The following is a 14,606-nucleotide window of genomic DNA, read 5'->3' on the forward strand; positions in this document are numbered from 1 at the left end:
TTTATGATTTTAAATATGCTCAGTCCATTTATTGATGGATTTGTCAGTTTCACTTGAAAAGTGGAAACGATGTTTTATTTTATACTCATTTCGAGTGTTTGGGGAATTCGGCAAATTGTCGTAATAATGTGATGCTGAAAAAAATGACCTTTAAGCCTTTAATTCAAGACTGGTGGAAAGACCCGATTTTTACCGGTGCATTAGGCTTAGCTGCGGTTTTGCATTTAACTGTCTTAACGCTGCAATTTGCCATGCCGCAAGAAAGTGATGTGACGACCAAAGAAATTGCGGTTTCCTTGCGTCCCAGTGAAAGCAAAGTGGATGATGCAGACTTTTTAGCGCAGGCCGATCAGCAGGGTTCGGGCAAGTTCCGTGAAGCGCACCGTATGGCGACGGATATGCCTGCGCCTATGCTGGATCAGGCTGCCGGGGAACAGCGGCAGGAAACGCTGGAAAAAATGCAGCAGAAGCGCGAGCTGAATTTTGAAGAAAAAGTGCTGATGACGACCCTGAGCTGGCAGAAGCAGGCTGAGGAAAATAAGCGTAAAAAAGCGGTTGATGAAATGCAGAGCCAATTTCAGGCGAAAGCAGCCATGATTGCCAGCATTGAAGCGCAATACCTGCAGCGCCAGCAGAATTTCAGCCGCCTGCAGAAAATCAAAACCATTGACGGCATTCAGGCCAAGCAGGACAACACTGCAGCTTATATGGAAAAATTCCGTCAAAAAGTCGAATTTTACGGCAACCGCTATTATCCAGATGCTGCCAAGCAGCAGCGCTTAGCCGGGGAAGTGCGGCTGATGGTGATTCTTAACAGCAGCGGCGGTATCCGCGCAATCCGCTTAATTGACAGTTCAGGGCATGCCATGCTGGATGAGGCGGCGAAAACATCCGTCCGCAAAGCTACGCCTTTTGGCGGTTTTGATGCCAAAATGAAAGACATTTCAGAACTGCGCATTGTGCGCACTTGGCGTTTTGACCCAGCCGAAGCTGAGTTTGAAGTGCATTAAGGAATGTATAATGCAGCCATTCTGTGCAGGCTGCTGTTGCTATTCGGCGCTGTTCTCCCGCTGGGTTAACACATAGCGCCCTTGCTGGCGGCCATCCATCCAAACCGCTTCAAGATTTTTTTCTGAGATGCTCAGCTGAGTGGGGAAAATCTGTAAATGCGGACGATATTTTGGCGCGGCTTTCAGGCCAATGCAGCTTCCATTTTTCCACCATGTGCCTTCGGCATACTGATCTAAAGCGCCTACAGCCAAATACCATTTAAATTTGCCGTTCGGCTCCAGCAGCAGTTCAGAACCGACTTCCATCACGCCTTCTAAATAATAATGCCCAGCCCAAGCTTGATCTGCTTGCTTGAAAGATGTCTCCGGACATGGTTTTGGCGTTTCTGCATGCAGCGCTATAGAAAAACAGCATGCTGTTAACAGCAGGGGAGCCAGCATATATGTCATGCTGCTTTTTTGCCTCAATATTTTTGCTGATAAAAACCGATTCATAAGAAGTACTCCGAGCGCACAGCTGTTCTAGCTATTTTTAACATAAATCCTGCCGGCTGTAAGAGCATTCCCGTTGAGAAGCCGCTGAAATTGCAAATGCATGTGTGCATAACTAGAGAGCGTTCGTTAAATTGCAATTGATCTGTGGTGATTTTATGATGAGAGATCAGTCAGCTTATATCGATTGTTTTGCGCTGGGACTGCTGTAGCGGCGCTGCACTTCACAGACTTCTACACTGAAATGCGCGTACCATCGCGCTTTGCCCAGCTGCTGCGTCGCAATGTGTTCTGCATCGGCATGCCAAGCCTGAATGTCCGATAAATTATTCCAATAGGACAGGGCAATTTCTTGACCTTCTTTACAGAGCGCTTCAAAGTGCTGGCAATCAAATTCTTGTAGCGCTTTTTCACGCAATTTTTGTGCTGTTTGCGCATAGTGTTCATCAAAATGTTTAATTTTTGCTTTGAAAATGACCACGTATTTCATTGTGAACCTGCATTATAATTATTGCGCGATGAGCAAGATGATGTGTAGGCATCCTGCAGGTATAAAAAAGCGGGCCTAAGCCCGCTTTTTTATTTTTTAATCTTCTTTGACGGTATAGGGATTCTCAAAGCCGAGTTTTTTCAGGATTTGAATTTCCAAGGCTTCCATTTCTTCAGCATCTTCATCAGACGTTTCATGGTCATAGCCCATTAAATGCAATGCGCCATGCACCAGCATATGGGTGAAATGCTCAATCGGTGTTTTCTGCTGCTCAGCCGCTTCCTGCAATACCACAGGGATGCAGATGACTAAATCTCCAATGGGAAACACATCTAAAATTTCGGCCATCTCGTCTGGAAGATCACTTGGAAAAGACAGCACATTGGTCGGTTTGTCTTTTTTGCGGTATTCCAAATTCAATTTATGGCTTTCTTCATGGCCTACGCAGGCAATGCCGATTTCGCAGTCGCTTTGCGTGCCGATATAGCGCAAGGCAGTTTCCACTGTCTTTTTGATATAGGCGCGTTTCAGCACCAGCTCAGGCGCTTGAAAGTCCTGCTGCAGGGTGAGGCTTAGTTTCAAAATGAATCCTTAATTCTGTTCATCATTTTGTGCATCGGCTTTGGCGTCATTGTCGGCAATTAATGCGTCCTGAAGCGCTTTGCGTTCTGCACGGGCTGCAGCGCTGAGGCGCTGCTGTTCACTGTCCCATCCCTCATAGGCTTCAACAATTTTTTGCACCAATTGATGACGCACTACATCGCGGGAATGGAAACGGGTAATATGAATTTCTTTAATTTTTTCGATCACACGCAAGGCATGTGATAAGCCGGACTGCTGGCCGCGCGGCAAATCGACCTGGGTAATGTCCCCGGTAATCACGGCGCGTGAGCCAAAGCCGAGCCGGGTCAGGAACATTTTCATCTGTTCCGGCGTGGTGTTCTGCGCTTCATCCAAAATCACAAAAGAATGATTTAAGGTGCGGCCGCGCATATAGGCGAGGGGCGCAACTTCAATCACTTGACGTTCAATCAGTTTGGCGACTTTTTCAAAACCGAGCATTTCATACAGCGCGTCATATAAAGGGCGCAGGTAGGGATCGATTTTCTGGCTTAAATCGCCGGGCAGGAAACCAAGTTTTTCACCTGCTTCAACCGCAGGGCGAACCAGCAGAATGCGCTGAATTTCGTTGCGTTCCAGCATGTCGACAGCTGCAGCCACAGCAAGATAGGTTTTGCCTGTCCCTGCCGGCCCAATCCCGAAGGAAATGTCGCTCTGCAAAATGCGCTGCACGTAGCGTTTTTGGTTGGCGCCGCGCGGGTTAATGCGCCCTTTGCGGGTCTGCAGGTAAACATCTTCCAGCCCGGTATGTTCCTGGCCTTCAAAATCTTCCTGCAGTTCGCGGTCCGTTTGGCTGCCTTGAATCATCAGATGCAAGGTATCCGCGCTGATTTGATTGGTGGTTTCTGACTCTTCATGCAGACGGTGCAACAGACCTTCCGCTCTCTCTACCGCATCAATTTCGCCATCGACAAAAAAGGCATCGCCGCGATGGGAAATTTTGACATCTAAACGTTGTTCGATTTGCTTCAAATGACCGTTATAAGCGCCGAGCATGCTTTGCAAACGGTCAAGTGAAACACCAGGAAAAGTTACTGTACGCCGAATCGCTGCAGTCAAGAGAATTCCTTAAGTTGTCTTGAGTTCAATCCTTACATTACGCCACGTCAGGTTCAAGATTCAATAGCTCGCCGTAAACTAAATTCAAAGTTTTTATTTCAGTGATTTCAACTTCTGCAAAGCGTCCAACCCAAGAGGCGTCGCCAATGAAAGTCACATAGCGGGTATTGTCTGCAGTGCCGACTAAGAGGTTTGGATCTTTATCCGAAACTTTTTCAACCAGCACGCGCTGAATACTGCCCAGCATGGCATTTGTTTTATCAATGCTTGAGCGCTTAATCCATTTTTGAACTTTGGCTAAGCGTTCTTTTTTCACATCCTCAGGCGTGGTGTCTTCAAGTTCTGAGGCAGGCGTGCCCGGGCGCTTTGAATAGATAAAGCTATAAGAGTGGTCAAAGTCCATATCTTTGATGAATTGATAGGTTTCTTCAAAGTTTTCATCCGTTTCCCCCGGGAAGCCGATGATGAAGTCTGAAGACAAGTGCATATCTGGGCGCACTTGGCGCAGCTTGGCAATTTTCTCAATATACACATCAATGGTGTGGTTGCGCTTCATGGCCTGCAGCACATCATTTGAACCGCTTTGCACCGGCAGGTGCAGATGTGAAACCATTTGCGGCAGATCACGGTAGCATTGAATCAGATCATCATTAAATTCAAGCGGGTGAGACGTTGTGTAGCGCAGTCGGCCAATGCCTGGAATTTCTGCCACCAAGCGCAGCAAGTCTGCAAATGTGCAGATGTCGCCGTCAAAAGTTTCACCGCGGTAGCCATTGACGTTCTGGCCCAGCAGGGAAATTTCACGCACGCCTTTTTCGGCTAAGGTCGCAATCTCTGCTAAAACGTCATCCAGCGGACGAGAAACCTCTTCGCCGCGCGTGTAAGGCACCACACAGAATGAGCAGTATTTCGAACAGCCTTCCATAATCGAAACAAACGCTTTGTAGCCTTCGACACGCGGTTCAGGCAGGAAGTCGAATTTTTCAATGTCCGGGAATGAAATATCCACCAGTTTGATTTTTTCTTTCTTGGGTTTTTCGATTTGATCAAAATGCTGATCCAGCATTTGCGGCAGGCGGTGCAAGGTTTGCGGGCCAAAAATCATGTCGACATAGTTGGCGCGCTTTTGAATGTTGTCGCCTTCCTGTGACGCCACACAGCCGCCCACGCCAATAATCAGATCCGGGTTTTTGTCTTTCAGCTTGCGCCAGCGGCCTAACTCAGAAAAGACTTTTTCTTGGGCTTTTTCGCGAATTGAGCAGGTATTCATCAGCAGAATATCGGCTTCTTTCGGATCATTGGTCAGCACATAACCGTGCGAGTCGCCCAGTAAGTCTGCCATACGGTGACTGTCATACTCATTCATCTGACACCCTTGCGTTTCGATATACAGCTTTTTAACTGATCCATCGATGGCGGGGGTGTGCTGTGGCTGGGTAACAGTGTTTTCTGAGGCAGCTTTGGCACCATTCGGAATGAAGGTTTGAACCGTCATGTAGGCTCCTGAAGGAAAAACGGCAAATATTAACGGCTGGCCGCTGGCGTGCAGATGAGCAAAAAGGCATCAGCAGCAGGGCTGGCTTAAATTAATATCTATAATTTATGAAAGGCGCGTATTTTAACAGTAATTCGATATAAACTTATAGCCCCAAATATCAAGCATTAAAGATTGATTTGTGAAGTAAAAATGTTTGAAGATTAATATTGTTTAATCATAAGGTTACATAACACAACAATACAGCTGGTTTAGAGTTATTAAACTAACGGAATAATGATTAGCACACTGCAATTACGGCTAAAAGTGAATCAAAGAAGGCGCGTGGATGTTAAATAAAGTCTGGAAACTCAATAAATACTATCAATTGCTTGCTTTAGGCGCAGTTTCGGCCTGCATCTCCTTTACAGCGCAAGCAGCGGATGAGCAATTTAATGAGGCGCTGCGCGCAGCCAATTCAGGCGATACCGCCCTGCTGCAGCAATACCAGTATTCAATGCAGAACGACGCTTTAGGATATTACCCAGAATATTGGATATTGAATACAAATTTGGCCTCACAGCCTGCTTCTCAAATAGCCAGTTTTGCGCAGCGCTATCCGCAATCAGCCATGGCTGAAAAACTGGCAGCCGATTATGTCGAAGAAAAAGTCAAAATGGCGGATTTTTCATCTGCGCAGCCGATTTTACCGTACGTGACCAATCCAGATCAGGCTGAGACCTGCGCTGTGGCGCAAGTCCGCGCCCGTTCAGGTGATCCGCTGGTGTTTGCTGAATTTAAAGATGTCTGGCTCACCACCAATTCACAGCCTGAATCCTGTACAGGGCTGGGACGCATGATGCTGTCCAGCCCGCTGATGACGGAACAGGACCGGCAGCAGCGCCTGTGGGGGCAATTGCGCGCCGGACAGTCTGGACAGGCGATCGCAACGGCGCAAAGCATTAATATGAATTTGTCGCTGGCGCAGCTGAACAGCATTCAGTCAGACCCGATCAATTATCTATGGTCTGCACCTAAAAATACCAAAGAAGATCAGGCTTATTTGATTTATGCCCTAGGCCGTTTGGCCGACAGTGACTTAAGCGCGGCCATGGCATCCGCTAAGCGGGCCGCAGAGGGCGTGCCTGCGGATGTGCAGCGGGCATTGTACCGGACAGTCGGCTATATCGGCGGCACCACAGTGATGAAGAATAATTTCAGCCGGGATGTGCTGAACTATTTGGATGCCAGCTACGGCTTGCCATTCAGTCCAGAGGAAGCGGAAATTTATGCGCGCCAGGCCATCCGCTTTAGCGCATGGGAAAGCTTAATCCGCGCCATCAACAGCATGAGCGTGACACAGCGGCAGGAAGATCGATGGCAGTATTGGCTGGCGCGGGCTTCAGAACAGCGCGGCGATGCTTCTTCAAAACGCACTGCGCAGGAAATTTATAAGCGTTTGGCGCAGGGTGATGATTATCATAATCTGCTGGCAAAAGATCATGTCGGCCAAAGCTACAGCAGCGTGCCAAGCAATGTTCAGCCCAGCAATGCCGATGCGCGGCGTTTGAGTCAGGACATTCACTTCCGCCGTGCATTTGCGCTTCGCAACGTCAATGCGCCGGATAATTATATTAACCGAGAGTGGAATTGGGCGGTACGCCAGGCTTATTTGAAGAAAGATGACGGCTTGCTTTTAGCTGCGGCGAAACGCGCAACCGATATGGGTTGGTATGACCGGGCGATTTACGCTGCTGACCGAACCGTAAATCAGCATAACTACAGTCTGCGCTATGCAATGCCGCACCAGTCCTATGTGGTGAGCCACAGCCGCAATGCCGGGATTGATCCGGCATGGGCTTATGGCCTGATGCGTCAGGAAAGCCGTTTTGTTTCCAATGCGCGGTCTCATGTGGGTGCCGGCGGCCTGATGCAAATTATGCCGGATACGGCAAAATTGGTGGCAAGGCAAATGGGTGAAACCTACAATCCGGCAGCCCTCACGGATATGAACACCAATATCCGCTACGGCACGTTCTATTTGTCAATGATTCAAAGCCAGCTGAGCAGCAGTCCTGTCCTGGCGACAGCAGGCTATAACGCGGGTCCAAACCGTGCGCGCCGCTGGCAGCCGGAGGAGCAAGGCATTGCTGCAGACCAGTATGCAGAAACCATTCCTTTAACCGAAACGCGTGATTATGTAAAACATGTAATGACCAATGCAACGCATTATGGGGTGCTGCTGGGGCAGGGCGCGCAGTCCATTGGCAAGCGCATGCAGATTATACCGATGCGCGGTGCGCAATAAACAGAAATGCCTGAAAGCTGAACGGATCGATTATTGGGGGAAAGCTGAATGCGGTTGATGAACGGCGGTATTAAAGCACGATGGCTGGCTCCGCTTATAGCGGCGGGCAGTTATTTTGCTGCACCTGCTGTTTTTGCGGCCCCGGCCGTGCAGGGCTATATGATGAATGTGCAGCTGGTGCCGGCGGTATGTTCACTAGATCCGCAGCGCAATAAAAAACGCAAATGCCTTGAAGGCTATTCTCTGAATATCACGGGTTTATTTCCGGAAACCCGTTCAAAGGACTGCGTTACCGGCAGCGCAGTGAAACTGTCGCCCATTCAGGCCAAAGTGGTTGCACGGGTAATGCCGGATGAAAATGCGCGCAATGCGCTTTGGCATGAAATTGGCGGCTGTGTGCCGATGAACGCCAGTCAGTATTTCCGCACCATCATTAATTATGCAGAGAAGCTGAAAATTCCTGAAGAGCTGACCAGTCAGGAAACCCGTCAAATGCAGTCTGCCGCATTGCGTAGCAAAATGGTCCGGCTGAATAGCGGCCTGCCGGTTAATGGCGTGCAGTTCAGCTGCCAGCCGTCCTATGCCGGCAGCATTTTGACCGACATTAAAATCTGCTACAAAAGCAATGGCGCCTATAGGCCATGCACAGGCATTGTCTCGAGCAACTGCCCATCTTCATTCATTATTAAAGGCTCTTTCTGAACGTTTAAAGAGATTTAATTTATATTTCCTATCATACTTTTGTTGAAAAGCATTCTCTTTTACATGCAACTGCCAAAGGATTGGAGTACAATCTTCGGCGTTTATGATTATTAGATTAAATGGACTAACTATTTAATCGCATTGAATATCCTCAATTGGAGATAATTAGATGAAGCAAGCAGTTCGTGTTGCCGTTACTGGCGCCGCAGGTCAAATTGGTTACAGCCTATTATTCCGTATCGCAAGCGGTGAAATGCTAGGTAAAGATCAACCAGTTATTTTGCAATTGCTCGAAGTTCCTTTTGAGAAAGCTCAAGCTGCGCTTAAAGGCGTAATGATGGAACTTGACGACTGCGCATTCCCATTGTTGGAAGGCATGATCGGCACTGATGATCCTAAAGTTGCATTCAAAGATGCTGACTATGCGTTATTGGTTGGTTCACGTCCACGCGGTCCTGGCATGGAACGTGCTGACTTGCTTAAAGTGAATGGCGAAATCTTCATTGGTCAAGGCCAAGCGCTGAACGAAGTGGCTAGCCGTGATGTTAAAGTGCTTGTTGTCGGCAACCCTGCAAACACAAATGCTTACATCGCAATGAAATCTGCTCCAGATCTTCCAGCGAAAAACTTCACCGCTATGCTTCGTCTAGACCACAACCGTGCGTTGACTCAGCTTGCTCAAAAAGCGGGTGTTGCAGTTTCTGACATCGAAACTATGACTGTTTGGGGCAACCACTCTCCAACAATGTATGCTGACTACCGTTTCGCGACTGTAAACGGCGAAAGCTTAAAAGACAAAATCAACGATGCAGCTTGGAACAAAGATGTGTTCCTTCCTACAGTTGGTAAACGCGGCGCGGCGATCATCGAAGCGCGCGGTTTGTCTTCAGCTGCGTCTGCTGCGAATGCTGCAATCGACCATATGCGCGATTGGGCTCTTGGCACAAACGGCAAATGGGTAACTATGGGTATCCCTTCTGACGGTTCTTACGGTATTCCTGAAGGCGTGATGTTCGGTTTCCCTGTAACAACTGAAAACGGCGAATACAAAATCGTTCAAGGTCTTGAAATCGATGAATTCAGCCGTGAGCGTATCAACTTCACTCTAAACGAGTTGGAAGAAGAACGTGCAGCAGTTGCTGACATGATCAAATAATTTAATCTTTCTAGATTAAGTTGAAAAAGCACTCCATTCGGGGTGCTTTTTTTATGCCTGATGGGGGCGGCTGAGAACTGGTTGAGGATAAAAAATAAACAAAAAATAACATGCTTTACAGCCTTGGCAATTGCAACAGCTGCGGCTTCAAGCTAAGTTTAAGGAGAAACATTCAGGCTTGGAGAGAATCGTATGTTTGATCAGCAGCCGACGTTAGAACTTTTTTTTGATCAGCTGGGGTTGGATTCAAGTCCTGAAGCCATTGACCAGTTTATCGAAACCCATCAGCTGACGATGGATATTCCGCTGCACAAAGCTGAATTTTGGAGCAAGTCGCAGCAGGACTTTATCCTCAGTCATTGGAAAAAAGATGATGACTGGGCCATGGTGGTGGATATTTTAAATGAGCAATTGCACACGGAAAACAAGCTTTCAGGGTCGTGCAATTTATAATCACAAATTGAAACAACAAACCTGGCAAAAAGCGCTAGGTTTTTTTATAAATATCATATAAGTTAATTTAATAATAAATGACAGATTTGTTGATAAGGAGGGCGAGATGCTCAATCACAATACACCATCCTTAGCTTTATTGTTTTCTCAATTGGGGTTGGCCAGCAGTCCTGCAGCGATTGAACTGTATGTCAGAACGCATCAGCTTTCCGCGCAGGAAAATCTGCATGACGCGCCGTTTTGGAATAAAGCGCAGCGTGATTTTTTAATCAGCCATTTGGTGCAGGATGATGACTGGGCCATTTGGATTGACGAGCTGAACCAGCAGCTGCATATGGATGCCTATAAACTGCAGACTGCTTAAGTTTATAAAGGTTGACCGGAAGTTGTGAACTTGTTTTAAGCGAAACATAAGCCGAAAAAAATGCCTCATCAGAGGCATTTTTTTGAGCAGCGGCATGCAGGCTTTCATTTGAATATCAGCGGGGATATTTCCGCAGCGCGGCTTAGTGCAGTTTGCTCTGAAGCATTTGACTGAACCACATATCTTGATGAAAAGTTTCGAAAGCAGGGTGCTGGCGGAGCAGTTCTAAATCAAAAGCCTGCGTTGCGCTGTATTTTTTAAGCCAATGGCGGGTTAAGGAGGGTTCCTTTTTTGAAGCGGCAGCATAAGCCAGAAAGAAGTAAATATCGCCGAAATCATCATGCGTGATCGGCTTTAAAATCTGCTGGGTAATAATGGCAAAACGCTCTTCGCGGGTGATTTCAAAATACAGCATATAGGCTTTAGCCAAATGCAGAGACAGGTCGACGTATAAGCGCAGCGGCATTTCCTCAAACTCCAGCCGGCCTTGCTCTAATAATACGACCGCTTCTTGCAGAAAATGAATCTGCTCTTGGCGCAATTGGCTGAGCGTCACCAGCTGCAGGCGCAGATCTGCGCGTTCCAGGGCGAGTTCAGGGGTATTGCCTTGCAAAAACAGCTGATCGGTCTCACCAATGCGCTGGATGACGGGTTTAATATGGTCAGACATGGAGGCTTCCTCTTTTTGCAATGAGTGTTATATGAGGATGAATCCTTCAATTAAAAGCTTACCAAATCGAATTGCCGCTGCGCAGCCATGCGGTAATCGATAAGCGCTGATGTTTCGCTTGCAGCACTTCATGCAGCAAGTCGCTTTGAAAAATTGCAATGCGGTTGGTTTTGGGCGCAATGATGTGCCATTGATCATTTTTGTCCTGCAGGCGAAGTTCGCCGCCCCAGTCTTCCTGCCACTCTTCATGCAGATAATAGACGGTTGAAATAATCCTGCCATTTTTCCCTTGCGGATTATCGCGGTGCAGGGCGTAAAACTCCCCCGCGTTGTAGCAGGCAAAATGCGCTTCAGCTTCTTGAATGCCCAAAAAAAACGCCTGATTCATGCAATTTGAAAGGGCGTTTAAATGCTGAATGTGCTGCTGAGCAGTATTCAGCTCCTCATTAATCCATAAAATGTGGTCACTGCGGATATTGCTGACCACGCCATTTTGAATGGCTGCATCGCGGAATTGGTTCAAGTGCGAAGTGCATTCATCAGCCAATGCATGCACATATTCTGCGGCATAGGCATGATCAATGATTGCAAATCCATGCTGATCCAAATCATTTAAGATGTGATCAACATTCCAGGACTTTGGGAGCTGAACAGCGTCCATAGGCAAAACCGTAAAAGATCAGAAAAAAGGTCAGCTATTCTAGAGCAAGATAAGCATCGGAATGAAACTATTTTTCATGCTAAAATAGCAGTTGAAATCAGGAATTATTGAAACATGAATTACCGTCACCACTTCCATGCAGGCAACTTTGCCGATGTCATGAAGCACGTATTGCTGCTTCAGCTGCTGACTCGACTGAATGCAAAAGATAAACCATACCGCTATATTGATACACATGGCGGTGCGGGTAAATATGATTTATCTACAGCTGAAGCGCAAAAATCTGGTGAATTTTTAAACGGCATTCATCGTCTGGTAAAGCTTGATGATTCAATTAAGCGCAATGCGCCGGAAGGTGTGCAGCAATACTTGAAAATTGTTGAAAAAATGCGTGAAAACTTTGGCAAAGGCGCTTACCCGGGCTCGCCATGGTTTGCTTTGGAAGGCATGCGTGAAATAGATAAAGCGACCATTTTTGAAATGCAGCGGGATGTATTTCAGCAGCTGCGCCACAATATTTTCGATAAGCGCGCCGGTCTGCACGAACGGGATGCGTATGAAGGCTTATTGGGGGTGATTCCGCCGAAAGAGAAGCGCGGCCTGGTGATGATTGACCCGCCTTACGAATTGGAACGCAAAGATTTCCCGCAGTTGGTAGAATTGCTGGCAGCCGCTTACAAAAAATGGCCGACAGGCGTGTTTGCGGTATGGTACCCAATTAAAGACCGCGCGATGATTGAACGCTTTGAAAAGAAAATGTTCAAAACAGGCATCCGCCGTCAATTGATTTGTGAAGTGTGCGTGTGGCCGGATGATACGCCAGTCGGCCTAAATGGCTGCGGTTTGCTGGTTATTAACCCGCCTTGGAAATTTTCTGAAGATGCAGATGAAGCATTGCAATGGCTGTTCCCGCATCTTCGCATGAGTGAAAATGGCGGTCATGCTGCTGTTCGCTGGCTGGTTGGCGAATAACCAGCGGTTAAAGATGTAAAGCAACAAAAGGTCACAGTTAGGATCTGAGAATGACAAATATAAATAAACCTGAGCGGGACATTTCTTCAAAGGAAGAAAGTGCTTTTGATGGCATCACTTTTGAAGTGGAAGAAGAGGAGCATACCCATGAAGGCCAGAAGGTCAAACGTCGCGGCATCTACCTGTGGCCAAACTTAATTACCACGGCAGCGCTGCTGTCGGGGTTTTATTCCATTATCGCCAGCATGAATGGCGAATATACCCAAGCCGTCTATGCCATTTTTATCGCTGCTCTGTTTGATGGCCTTGATGGGCGTGTTGCACGCGCAATCGGCGCTCAAAGCCCCTTTGGCGAGCAGTTTGACTCTTTGTCTGACCTGCTGGCTTTTGGCGTAGCGCCTGCAATCTTAATGTACAGCTGGAGCCTGCACGATTTAGGCCGCATTGGCTTGGCCGCCTGCTTTGTCTATACCGCATGCGCAGCGTTCCGTTTAGCGCGTTTTAATGTGCAGATCGGTGTGGTGGATAAGCGTTACTTTATCGGTGTGGCCAGCCCTTTGGCGGCAGTGATGATTATTTCACTGGTGCTGGTTGCCCGTGATTTCCCGGCGGTGTTTGATTTGCGGGAAACCGGCATTCAAATCACCAATGCTGTGATGATTATTGCTGTTGGCTTATTGATGATTTCCAACATTAAATACTATTCCTTCAAAACGGTAGACCGTAAGCGTGTGCCTTTTGCAGTCTTGCCAATCATGGTGTTTGTCTTGGCGGCGGTAACCTACAACATTCCTGTCGGCATTTTAGTGATTTCCCTGATTTATGCGCTATCAGGTTTTGTAACAACCTTCCTTGCGCGGAAAAATACGGCAGCATAATGATGTAAGGAGTTTGATATGCAGTTGTTTAAAGGTTTTTTAGATCAATCCAAACAGCTGAATCAGACTCCGGCAAAACTTCCGCGCCGATTGCCTCTGCATGCGCAAACATCCCAATACAAAACCGTTCTTTTGGGGCTGAAAATCCCCAATCTTCCTGCACCGCTGCATTATTTAAATTTTATCAGCGTCATTGGCCGGCCAAATGCCGATATTTTTTGCCAGGAAGACGTCAAAGCCAGTTTAAATCAAAATACCGCAACAGTAATGTCCAGCTGCAGCATGCATATGGCTGGGCAGTTCAGCGGCTATGCCATAGACCGTGACTGCAGTTTTCAGGCCAATGCATTTCATTTTTTAGACCGGGAAAGTTTCAGTGGCCATTTCCCTGAATTTAAATTGCAGCGGGCCGATAGTGAACTCAGCTTCAGCTTAAATATTAAAACCGCAGGCGCATTGTGCTATTTCAATAAGCTCAGGATGGGGCTGGCAGAGTATTGGTCACAATTGTGCGAGTGTTCGGGAGAGCTGAACTACAAGGGGCAGCATTTTTCAATTCAGCAATTGGGTTCATTAGAATTTGCCCGCGTGATGAACTTTTCTTTTATTCCAATCGCATTTTATACCGCGCAAATTGTCAACTTGAGCGCTCAGCGTCAGCTGATTGTGATGCAAACCCGGGATCGAATGAACCGTGTTTTACAATCACGCGCATATTTGAAAAACTTCAAAGACAATCATGTCTGGATGTGTGATGACGGCGTGCACTTCCATGTACATCGGCTTTACCCGGCGGTAATAACGCCAAACTATAAAAAAATGTATTTGCCGAGAGAGTTTGAGTGGAATATTCAGGGTGGGGGAGTCCATATTCATCTTCAGGCGCAAAGCCGCGGAGACTTTAAGTTTGGGCTTGGGGCTGGCTATGCGGGAAGTTTCAGCTACCAAGTGAAAATTGATGATCAGTTTGAGGAAGGGCAAAGCGGTTATTGTGAATATATAGACTGCAGGCCTTTAAACTGGCAAGAAAAGAATAAAACTGAAAAATTATTGGATGAATTGCGGGATTCAGTACCGATTTTCTTAAAAAAATAGGAAAACAACACAATTTTGAAGAATAAATAAACAGTTGAAGCATTTTTTTTGAAATATTAAGAAAAAGGTATTGCGTGTGGTAGGAAATGCTGTAGAATGCACATCCATCGGCGGTGATGAAGATTAAAACTTCTTAAGAAACAAAGACTTGATTGAATTGATTGAGTTTGGTTTTAAAAAGAAAGTTTGAAAATAATCTGA

The 14,606-nt window shown here is 46.9% G+C and carries 16 protein-coding genes; 9 read left to right on the forward strand and 7 right to left on the reverse strand.

What is annotated here, in order from left to right:
• Positions 1–131: 131 nt before the first annotated feature.
• Entirely contained in the window at positions 132–1,010 is an 879-nt protein-coding gene (locus JZ784_RS13560) for a TonB family protein (RefSeq protein ID WP_346315210.1), read from the forward strand.
• Positions 1,011–1,049: 39 nt separating this feature from the next.
• On the opposite strand, the gene JZ784_RS13565 is transcribed toward JZ784_RS13560, so the two are convergent.
• From JZ784_RS13565 to miaB, 5 genes are all read right to left on the reverse strand, one after another.
• Positions 1,050–1,460, reverse strand: a complete 411-nt coding sequence (locus JZ784_RS13565) for a hypothetical protein (protein ID WP_346315211.1) — start codon at positions 1,458–1,460, stop codon at positions 1,050–1,052.
• A 220-nt stretch (positions 1,461–1,680) separates the two neighbouring features.
• Positions 1,681–1,992: an antibiotic biosynthesis monooxygenase gene (locus JZ784_RS13570; protein ID WP_346315212.1), complete on the reverse strand. Its 312-nt coding sequence runs from the start codon at positions 1,990–1,992 to the stop codon at positions 1,681–1,683.
• A 96-nt stretch (positions 1,993–2,088) separates the two neighbouring features.
• Positions 2,089–2,574 carry an rRNA maturation RNase YbeY gene (gene ybeY / locus JZ784_RS13575; RefSeq protein ID WP_005012886.1) on the reverse strand — a complete coding sequence of 162 codons (486 nt, stop codon included), beginning with the start codon at positions 2,572–2,574 and terminating at the stop codon, positions 2,089–2,091.
• Positions 2,575–2,583: 9 nt separating this feature from the next.
• The gene (locus tag JZ784_RS13580; RefSeq protein WP_346315213.1) at positions 2,584–3,672 is read right to left on the reverse strand and encodes a PhoH family protein; all 1,089 of its coding nucleotides are present in this window, start codon (positions 3,670–3,672) and stop codon (positions 2,584–2,586) included.
• 37 nt (positions 3,673–3,709) lie between these two features.
• Positions 3,710–5,167 carry a tRNA (N6-isopentenyl adenosine(37)-C2)-methylthiotransferase MiaB gene (gene miaB / locus JZ784_RS13585; RefSeq protein ID WP_346315214.1) on the reverse strand — a complete coding sequence of 486 codons (1,458 nt, stop codon included), beginning with the start codon at positions 5,165–5,167 and terminating at the stop codon, positions 3,710–3,712.
• A gap of 328 nt (positions 5,168–5,495) precedes the next feature.
• On the opposite strand from miaB, the gene JZ784_RS13590 reads away from it, so the two are divergent.
• The 5 genes from JZ784_RS13590 (at position 5,496) to JZ784_RS13610 (ending at position 10,129) form a co-directional block, all read left to right on the forward strand.
• Positions 5,496–7,454 (forward strand): transglycosylase SLT domain-containing protein, encoded by a 1,959-nt coding sequence (locus JZ784_RS13590; protein ID WP_346315215.1) that lies wholly within the window; start codon positions 5,496–5,498, stop codon positions 7,452–7,454.
• 48 nt (positions 7,455–7,502) lie between these two features.
• Entirely contained in the window at positions 7,503–8,156 is a 654-nt protein-coding gene (locus tag JZ784_RS13595; RefSeq protein WP_346315216.1) for a ribonuclease I, read from the forward strand.
• Positions 8,157–8,325: 169 nt separating this feature from the next.
• Positions 8,326–9,312: a malate dehydrogenase gene (locus tag JZ784_RS13600; protein ID WP_005012874.1), complete on the forward strand. Its 987-nt coding sequence runs from the start codon at positions 8,326–8,328 to the stop codon at positions 9,310–9,312.
• A gap of 192 nt (positions 9,313–9,504) precedes the next feature.
• A complete protein-coding gene (locus JZ784_RS13605) occupies positions 9,505–9,765 on the forward strand; it encodes a DUF2789 family protein (RefSeq protein WP_005012867.1) in 261 nt (86 codons plus the stop codon).
• Between the two features lie 106 nt (positions 9,766–9,871).
• The gene (locus JZ784_RS13610; protein ID WP_005012865.1) at positions 9,872–10,129 is read left to right on the forward strand and encodes a DUF2789 family protein; all 258 of its coding nucleotides are present in this window, start codon (positions 9,872–9,874) and stop codon (positions 10,127–10,129) included.
• Positions 10,130–10,271: 142 nt separating this feature from the next.
• On the opposite strand, the gene JZ784_RS13615 is transcribed toward JZ784_RS13610, so the two are convergent.
• The gene (locus tag JZ784_RS13615; protein WP_346315217.1) at positions 10,272–10,799 is read right to left on the reverse strand and encodes a hypothetical protein; all 528 of its coding nucleotides are present in this window, start codon (positions 10,797–10,799) and stop codon (positions 10,272–10,274) included.
• Positions 10,800–10,857: 58 nt separating this feature from the next.
• A complete protein-coding gene (locus tag JZ784_RS13620) occupies positions 10,858–11,460 on the reverse strand; it encodes a 2OG-Fe(II) oxygenase (protein WP_346315218.1) in 603 nt (200 codons plus the stop codon).
• Positions 11,461–11,574: 114 nt separating this feature from the next.
• Here JZ784_RS13620 and rlmJ point away from each other — a divergent pair, with 114 nt between their 5' ends.
• From rlmJ to JZ784_RS13635, 3 genes are read left to right on the forward strand one after another with little or no spacing between them, the layout of a single operon-like run.
• Positions 11,575–12,432 (forward strand): 23S rRNA (adenine(2030)-N(6))-methyltransferase RlmJ, encoded by an 858-nt coding sequence (gene rlmJ, locus JZ784_RS13625; protein ID WP_005012859.1) that lies wholly within the window; start codon positions 11,575–11,577, stop codon positions 12,430–12,432.
• Positions 12,433–12,482: 50 nt separating this feature from the next.
• A complete protein-coding gene (gene pssA, locus JZ784_RS13630) occupies positions 12,483–13,310 on the forward strand; it encodes a CDP-diacylglycerol--serine O-phosphatidyltransferase (RefSeq protein WP_131276084.1) in 828 nt (275 codons plus the stop codon).
• A gap of 18 nt (positions 13,311–13,328) precedes the next feature.
• Positions 13,329–14,405: a DUF6670 family protein gene (locus tag JZ784_RS13635; RefSeq protein ID WP_005012857.1), complete on the forward strand. Its 1,077-nt coding sequence runs from the start codon at positions 13,329–13,331 to the stop codon at positions 14,403–14,405.
• Positions 14,406–14,606 lie beyond the last annotated feature (201 nt).

Source organism: Acinetobacter sp. CWB-B33 (genome assembly GCF_039655955.1).
Classification (GTDB): Bacteria; Pseudomonadota; Gammaproteobacteria; order Pseudomonadales; family Moraxellaceae; genus Acinetobacter; species Acinetobacter bouvetii.

Bases quoted from the DNA above. Each gene is read 5' to 3' on its own strand.
- JZ784_RS13560 (WP_346315210.1), top strand. From the start codon at position 132: ATGCTGAAAAAAATGACCTTTAAGCCTTTAATTCAAGACTGGTGGAAA.
- JZ784_RS13565 (WP_346315211.1), bottom strand. From the start codon at position 1,460: ATGACATATATGCTGGCTCCCCTGCTGTTAACAGCATGCTGTTTTTCT.
- JZ784_RS13570 (WP_346315212.1), bottom strand. From the start codon at position 1,992: ATGAAATACGTGGTCATTTTCAAAGCAAAAATTAAACATTTTGATGAA.
- miaB (WP_346315214.1), bottom strand. From the start codon at position 5,167: ATGACGGTTCAAACCTTCATTCCGAATGGTGCCAAAGCTGCCTCAGAA.
- JZ784_RS13590 (WP_346315215.1), top strand. From the start codon at position 5,496: ATGTTAAATAAAGTCTGGAAACTCAATAAATACTATCAATTGCTTGCT.
- JZ784_RS13595 (WP_346315216.1), top strand. From the start codon at position 7,503: ATGCGGTTGATGAACGGCGGTATTAAAGCACGATGGCTGGCTCCGCTT.
- JZ784_RS13600 (WP_005012874.1), top strand. From the start codon at position 8,326: ATGAAGCAAGCAGTTCGTGTTGCCGTTACTGGCGCCGCAGGTCAAATT.
- JZ784_RS13605 (WP_005012867.1), top strand. From the start codon at position 9,505: ATGTTTGATCAGCAGCCGACGTTAGAACTTTTTTTTGATCAGCTGGGG.
- JZ784_RS13610 (WP_005012865.1), top strand. From the start codon at position 9,872: ATGCTCAATCACAATACACCATCCTTAGCTTTATTGTTTTCTCAATTG.
- JZ784_RS13615 (WP_346315217.1), bottom strand. From the start codon at position 10,799: ATGTCTGACCATATTAAACCCGTCATCCAGCGCATTGGTGAGACCGAT.
- JZ784_RS13620 (WP_346315218.1), bottom strand. From the start codon at position 11,460: ATGGACGCTGTTCAGCTCCCAAAGTCCTGGAATGTTGATCACATCTTA.
- rlmJ (WP_005012859.1), top strand. From the start codon at position 11,575: ATGAATTACCGTCACCACTTCCATGCAGGCAACTTTGCCGATGTCATG.
- pssA (WP_131276084.1), top strand. From the start codon at position 12,483: ATGACAAATATAAATAAACCTGAGCGGGACATTTCTTCAAAGGAAGAA.
- JZ784_RS13635 (WP_005012857.1), top strand. From the start codon at position 13,329: ATGCAGTTGTTTAAAGGTTTTTTAGATCAATCCAAACAGCTGAATCAG.